This window comes from Kitasatospora sp. NPDC056446 (assembly GCF_042796115.1).
In the GTDB taxonomy this organism is placed as follows: Bacteria; Actinomycetota; Actinomycetes; order Streptomycetales; family Streptomycetaceae; genus Kitasatospora.
Genome location: NZ_JBHTRF010000218.1, coordinates 1 through 1,438 on the forward strand (window position 1 = coordinate 1; position 1,438 = coordinate 1,438).

1 protein-coding gene is annotated in these 1,438 nt (G+C 70.0%); it reads right to left on the reverse strand.

Annotated elements, in window-relative coordinates; genetic code table 11:
- Positions 1-139 precede the first annotated feature (139 nt).
- On the reverse strand, positions 140-1,378 hold the full coding sequence (locus ACFQ6N_RS40800; RefSeq protein WP_380659194.1) for an IS701 family transposase: 1,239 nt from the start codon (positions 1,376-1,378) through the stop codon (positions 140-142).
- Between the last annotated feature and the right edge of the window lie 60 nt (positions 1,379-1,438).

A 1,438-nucleotide genomic window follows, 5' to 3' on the forward strand; every position in this document is an offset into this window, starting at 1 on the left:
CTAGTAGTACTTCGTTAGGTCTGGCGTGGTCGGGTGCGTCCTGGTCGGCGTGTGGTGGGTAACTCGCGGTGGCAGGTGGGGCATTCGCCGGTCCAGGCCCGTATCAGGTCCTGGATGGTGTCGAGGACTCGGTAGAAGGTCAGGCCGGCGTCTCGACTTTTGGGTCGAGGCGCCGGAGGGTGAGGAAGGCGTGGGCGGCGGTGACCAGGGTGACGTGGTGGTGCCAGCCGCGCCAGGTGCGGCCCTCGAAGTGGTCCAGGCCCAGGCCGTGTTTCATCTCGCGGTAGTCGTGCTCGATGCGCCAGCGGATCTTGGCCAGGCGCACGAGGCGGCGGATCACGGTGTCGGGTGGCAGGTTGGTGAGCCAGTAGTCGGTGGGCGCGGTCGCGCCGGGAGGCCATTCGACCAGCAGGGTCTCGGCCGGTAGGACGCCGTTCCATGCGGCGGCGCCGCCGGCCTCGGCGGCGGCGAGCGTCCGGGGGATCTTCCCCGCGGGCCGCACCTGCAGGACGCGAAAGCGCGAGCGCATCGCCCCGCGGCTGCCCTGACGCCAGGTGACCTGCCGAAACGCACGGCGCCCGCCTTCGGTGGCGAGCTCGTGCAGGGCGACGGAATCCGTGCGGTAACGGGGCAGTGTCCTGCGGCCGGCACCGCCATAGGCGGGCGCCACCGGTTCGGCGTCGTGGCGGTGCGCGGTCTCGTCGCCGCGCACCGCCACGATGTACCTCAGGTCCCGGGAGCGCAGGGCATGGCGGAACGCGGCGGACTGGCCGTAGCCCGCGTCGGCGACCACGACCTGCGGGGTGAGCCCCCAGGAGATCAACTCTTCGAGGGCGTCGACGGCCAGGCGCCACTTCTCGACGTGCCCGACCTCCGGTGGCAGGCCGGTGCGACGGCGGCGGGCATCGTCACGATCGTCCCACTCCGGCGGCACGAACAGCCGCCAGGACAGCGGGCTGGAGGCCTGGTCGGTGACGGCGTGGACGCTCACCCCGACCTGGCAGAGAGAGCGTTTGCCCAGCGCGCCGCAGTACTGCCGAGACGTGGCCACGGACTGGTCGCCGGCCTTCGGGAACGAGGTGTCGTCGATCACCCACGCCTCCGGCGCGAGGGCGGCGGTCATCTTCCGTGCGATCTGCCGCAGAACCGGCGTGTGGTCCCACGGCGACTGGCTGACGAACTGCTGCAGCGCCTGCATGTTCCCGTCCGGCAGCCGCTCGGCCATCGGCTGGATCGACTTGCGCCGCCCGTCCAACATCAGCCCGCGCAGATAGCAATCCCCTTGCCGGCGCTGATCCTTGCGCGCGAGCGATGCGAAGACCTCGGCCACGAAGTCGCCGAGGTCCCCACGAAGCTTCTCCACCTCACCAAGATCCACAGACCGCAGCATGCACCGCCACGACCACAAGATCAAATCAACCTAACGAAGTACTACTAG